2 protein-coding genes are annotated in these 5,842 nt (G+C 74.4%); both read left to right on the top strand.

Annotated features, from left to right (window positions below; genetic code table 11):
- On the top strand, nucleotides 1-2,739 hold a 2,739-nt coding region (locus AC13HU_RS30715; RefSeq protein WP_483045244.1), incomplete at its 5' end, for a glycoside hydrolase family 38 N-terminal domain-containing protein.
- Nucleotides 2,740-2,832: 93 nt separating this feature from the next.
- Nucleotides 2,833-5,781 carry a glycoside hydrolase family 2 TIM barrel-domain containing protein gene (locus tag AC13HU_RS30710; RefSeq protein WP_483045243.1) on the top strand — a complete coding sequence of 983 codons (2,949 nt, stop codon included), beginning with the start codon at nucleotides 2,833-2,835 and terminating at the stop codon, nucleotides 5,779-5,781.
- Nucleotides 5,782-5,842: the final 61 nt, after the last annotated feature.

Here is a 5,842-nt window from a genome sequence, read left to right as displayed (position 1 = left end):
CCCATGCCCAAACCCGCTGTCTTCGTCCCCCACTTCCACTGGGACCGGGAGTGGTACGAGCCCTTCCAGGTCTTCCGGCACCGCCTGGTGACCGCGCTCGACACCGTGCTGGACACCGCCGAGGCACACCCGGACTTCCGGTTCACCGTCGACGGGCAGATGGCAGCGGTCGAGGACTACCTGGAGATGCGGCCGGACAACCGCGACCGCGTCGCCGCCCTTGTCGCCGAGGGCCGGCTCTCCGTCGGCCCCTGGCTGATCCTGCTCGACGAGTTCCTGTGCTCGGGCGAGACGATCGTGCGCAACCTGCGGATGGGCTGGGCCGCGGCGCAGCGACTCGGCGGCGCCATGCCGATCGGGTACCTGCCGGACATGTTCGGCCACGTGGCGCAGATGCCGCAGATCCTTGCCCGCGCCGGGATCGCCCACGCCGCGCTGTGGCGGGGAGTGCCCGGAAGCGTCGACGGCCACGCCTTCCGCTGGCGGGCCCCCGACGGCTCCGAGGTCCGGACCGAGTTCCTCTTCGACGGCTACGACAACGGCCTCGACGTGCTGCTGGTACCCGAGGACATCCGCCGCGCGCTCGCCGACTACGCGGAGATGACCGCCGACCGCTGGGGCGGCGACCCGCTGCTCGCCATGGCCGGCACCGACCACAACGCCCCCGATCCGCGGCTGACCGAGTGGCTGCGGCGCGCCTCCAGCGACGAACACCCGATCACCCTGGCCACACTCGACGAGTACCTCCGCGTCCATGTCCGCGACGAGCCGACCGCCGTCGTCACCGGCGAACTGCGCAGCCATGTACGCGGCAACATCCTGCCGGGCGTGCTCTCGGTCCGGCTCGGGCTCAAGCAGCGGATGGCCGCCGCCGAGCGCACCGTCGATCACGCCGAACGGGCCGGCGCGCTGTGGTCCGGGCGCGACGACGCCCCGTTCCTGGAACTGGCCTGGCACAAGATCATCGAGTCCACCGCGCACGACTCGGTCGTGGGCTCCGGAACCGACGAGACCTGCGACCAGGTCGACGCGCGGCTCGCCGAGGCGGCGCAGGCCGCACGCGCGGTACGGGAAGCGGCCCTCGCCGAGCCCGCCGCCGCGGTGCCCAGCGACGCCCACCTGGTCGGCAACCCGCTGCCGTTCGCCCGTACCGCCCACATCGAGGTGGACGTGGCGGCGCCCGCCGAGGGCGGCGCCCTGGCCGCGACCGCCGCCGACGGCTCGGTACACCCCGTGCAGCTGATCTCCCAGGCGCCGACCGTGCTCAGCGACGAGGTGATGGACGCCTCCCAGGTCGAGCGGGTGCTGCGCCGCATCCACCGCCGCGAGCTGTTCGGCCGGCAGATCGACACCTATGAACTCACCCCGGGCAGGCTCGTCTTCCACCTCGCCGAGGTGCCGTCGTCCGGCCCGTTCGACCTGCTGATCCTGCGCCGCCAGGTGGCCGAGGCCGCGGCCGCACACCCGGGGGAGTGGCAGGTGCTGACCCTGGAGGAAGCCCGCGCCACCGCCCTGGTGCCGGTGCGCGTGCCCGCCTCGGGCCTGGCGAGCGTGCGGGTCGCACCCGCCGAGCACGCCCCCGAGCACGCCCCCGAGCCCGGCTTCACCCCGGCCACGGCCGCCGGCCGCACCCTGGCGAACGGCCTGGTCGACGTCGAGGTCCGCGCCGACGGCACCGTGGACGTCACCGGCGCCGACGGCACCGTGTTGCGGGGACTCGGCCGGCTGGTCGACGGCGGTGACCGCGGCGACAGCTACAACTACGGCCCCCCGGCCGGTGACGTGCTGGTCGAGGAAGCCGCCGAGGTCGCCGTCGAGGTCGTGGAGCAGGGCCCGCTGCGGGCGCGCACCCGGATCACCCGCGTCTACCACTGGCCCGCCGCCCTCACCGAGGACCGTGACGTGCGCAGCGGGCAGACCGTGGCGACCCCGGTCGAGACCGTGGTGGAGCTGCGGGCCGGCGAGCCGTTCGTACGGATCTCGCTGTCCTTCCTCAACCGTTCCGCCGACCACCGGCTGCGCTTCCACGTACCCCTGCCCGAGCCCGTCACCGGCTCCGCGTCGGCCGGGCAGTTCGCCGTCACCCCGCGCGGGCTCACCGCCGAGGGCGGCTGGGGCGAGCACCCCCTGCCGACCTACCCGGCCGGCCAGTTCGTCTCCGCCGGCCCCGTCACCGTGCTGGTCGACCACGCCGCGGAGTACGAGGTCGTCGGCGACGGCACGGAACTCGCCGTCACCCTGCTGCGGGCGGTCGGCTCCATCAGCGTCAACATCCACCCCTACCGCGACGAGCCCGCGGCGAGCGAGATCCCCGCGCCGGGCGCGCAGGACCTCGGGATGCGGATCACGCACCGGATCGCCGTACTGCCCTCGGCCGGCGGCTGGCAGGCGGCCGGCGCCGTCGGTGCGGCCGAACTCTTCCGCAACGACGTGCTGGTGGCCCGCGGCGCCGCCCCCGCGGGCGGCGCCCTGCCCCCGGACACCGAGGGCATCCGGGTCGACGGCGCCGACGTGCTCGTCTCGGCGATCCGCAGGGTCGGCACTCCGGACGGCGGGGCCGGCACCGAGGTCCGGCTGACCGCCATGAGCGACACCGGGACCCAGGCCCGTGTGACGGGCGCGTTCACCGAGGCGGCCACCGTCGACCTGCTCGGCCGGCCACTGTCCGCCCAGCCGGCCGACGGCGTCCTCGACCTGACCCTGGGCGGCTGGGAGATCCGCACGCTCGTCCTGCGATAGGCGGTCGCAAGGAGCCCCCCGCACAGCCCTTTACGAGAAAGAGTCGTGACCCCTGTGTCCTCCTCTCGCACAGCCCCCGAAGACACCGCGTACGTGGCCGACCGCGCGCCGGGGCGCGGTGCCCTGCGCCCCGCACGCTCCTGGCTGCACTCCGACGCCCCGGCCCTCAGCCTGAACGGGCCGTGGCGGTTCCGACTGTCGCCGACGGCGCGGGTCGTGGCGGACTTCGCGGCCGGCGCGTTCGACGACAGCGGCTGGGACACCATCCCGGTGCCCTCCCACTGGGTGCTCCAGGGTGACGGGGCCTACGGGCGGCCGCACTACACCAACGTGCAGTTCCCGTTCCCGATCGACCCGCCCCACGTGCCGGACGAGAACCCGACCGGCGACTACCGCCGCCGCTTCACGCTGCCGGACGAGTGGGACCTGGCCGAGCGGGTGGTGCTGCGGTTCGACGGGGTCGAGTCGCTGTTCCGGGTCTGGGTGAACGGCGCGGAGATCGGCGGCGCGAGCGGCAGCCGGCTGGCCCACGAGTTCGACGTGACCGCGGCCGTGCGGCCGGGCGACAACGTGGTGGCGGTGCGGGTGCACCAGTGGTCGGCGGCCAGCTACGTCGAGGACCAGGACCAGTGGTGGCTGCCGGGTGTCTTCCGCGACGTCACCCTGCACGCCCGCCCGGCCGGCGGCATCGAGGACGTCTGGCTTCGGACCGGCTTCGCGGACGGCCGGGGCGGCATCGACCCCGAGATCACCGCGGACCCGGCGGCCTTCCCGGTCACCCTGCGCGTGCCCGAACTCGGCATCGAACGCGTCTGGGCCACCCCGGCCGATGTCGCGCCGCTGGACGCGGGTGCCGTTCAGCCCTGGACCGCCGAGCGGCCGCGGCTGTACGACGCGACGGTGGCGAGCGCCGCCGAGACCGTCACCGTGCGGCTGGGCTTCCGCACGGTCGAGATCCGCGGCGACCGTTTCCTCGTCAACGGCCGCCGGGTGGTCTTCCACGGGATGAACCGCCACGAGGCCCACCCCGAGCGCGGCCGCGTCTTCGACGAGGAGCACGCCCGCGCGGACCTGGCCCGGATGAAGCGGTTCAACGTGAACGCGATCCGCACCAGCCACTACCCTCCCCACCCCCGGCTGCTCGACCTCGCCGACGAACTCGGCTTCTGGGTCGTGCTCGAATGCGACCTGGAGACCCACGGCTTCGACGCGGTGGGCTGGGCCGGCAACCCGAGTGGCGACCCGGCCTGGCGCGAGGCGTACCTCGACCGCATCAGGCGCACCGTCGAGCGTGACAAGAACCACCCCAGCATCGTCATGTGGTCCCTCGGCAACGAGGCGGGCACCGGCGACAACCTCGCCGCCATGTCGGCGTGGGTGCACGCCCGCGACAGCGGCCGGCCCGTCCACTACGAGGGCGACCACACCGGCGCCTACACCGACGTCTACTCGCGGATGTACGCCTCGGTGCGCGAGAGCGAGCAGATCGGCACCGACGGCTCGCGCGCACCCCTGCCCGGCTGCACCCCCGCGCAGGGCGCCCGGCAGCGCGGCAAGCCGTTCGTGCTGTGCGAGTACGCCCACGCGATGGGCAACGGACCCGGCGCGCTCGACGCGTACGAGGAACTGACGCGCACCCACCCGCGGCTGCACGGCGGCTTCGTGTGGGAGTGGCGCGACCACGGCATCGCCGCCACCGCCCCCGACGGCACGCCCTACTTCGCCTACGGCGGCGACTTCGGCGAGGTCGTGCACGACGGCAACTTCGTGATGGACGGCATGCTGCTCAGCGACGACGTGCCGACGCCGAGCCTGCACGAGTTCAAGGCCGTCGTGCAGCCGGTGCGCTTCTCCTTCACCGAAGGTGTGGTGCAGATCGCCAATCTGCGCCACTCGGCCGACACCTCCGACCTGTGCTACCGCTGGCGGGTCGAGCACGACGGGGCGGCGGTGGCCGAGGGCGCGTTGGAGGCGCCGGTCGTGGCGGCGGGCAGCGCGGCCGGGGTGCCGCTGCCGCCGATACCCGTAGCGGAGGACACCGAGACCTGGTTCACCGTCGACGCGGTGCTCGCGACCGCGACCGCCTGGGCCGAACAGGGCCATGTGGTGGCGACCGCCCAACTGGACCGCTCGGCGCCCCGCGCGGTGCCTGCCGCGCATGCCCGCGGCGACTGGCGGCCCGCCGAAGGCACGCTGGCGCTCGGCATCGCCGAGTTCGCCGGCGGCTGCCTGGTGCGCTTGGCCGGCCGTCCCGTCACGGGCCCGAGGCTCGAGCTGTTCCGGGCACCGACCGACAACGACGAGGGCGCCGAGGGCGACCCGGACGGCGACGCGAACGTCGCCGGGCTCTCCCACGCCGCGCTGTGGCGGCGCGACGGCCTCGACCGGCTGACGACGCGCCGGATGTCCGTGGAGTGCGCCGACGGCGCGATGCGCACGGTCGACCGCGTCTCGGCGGCGAACTCGGGGCTGTGGGTGACGGTCGAGTCCGTGTGGTCGCTGGAAGGCGACGCGCTCGAACTGCGGGTGGAGGCGGCGCCGTCGAACGGATGGTCCACGGTGTGGCCGCGGATCGGCATCCACCTCGAACTGCCCGACGGGGACACCCCCGTGGACGGCGCCGAGTGGTTCGGCACCGGCCCGCTGGAGTCCTACCCGGACAGCGTGCGCGCCGCCCGCACCGGCCGGTTCGCCGCAGACGTAGGGGAGTTGGGGGTGCCGTACGCGCGCCCCCAGGAGAGCGGACACCGCTCGGCCCTGCGGGAGCTGACGCTGACCAGCGGTGGCACGGGCCTGCTGCACGTCACCGCCCTGCCCGACACGCGCGGACGCCGTCCCGGCTTCACCCTCAGCCGCCACACCCCGCAGCAGATCGCCCGGGCCGGCCACCCCTTCGAGTTGCCCGCCGCCACGGCGAGTCACCTGATCGTGGACGCCGCCCAGCACGGTCTGGGCTCGCGGGCCTGCGGCCCCGACGTGGCACCGGAGTTCGCCCTGCGCCCGGAGGCCCGCACCATCAGGCTGCGGCTGCGGGCGGTCTGACGGGTGATCGGCGCCCGTCGGCTGCTCCGCCCCCGCCCCCGCGCACGGCACGGCGTCAACT

The organism is Streptomyces sp. NH27 (assembly GCF_056859195.1).
This window is presented reverse-complemented; position numbering and strand designations above follow the sequence as displayed.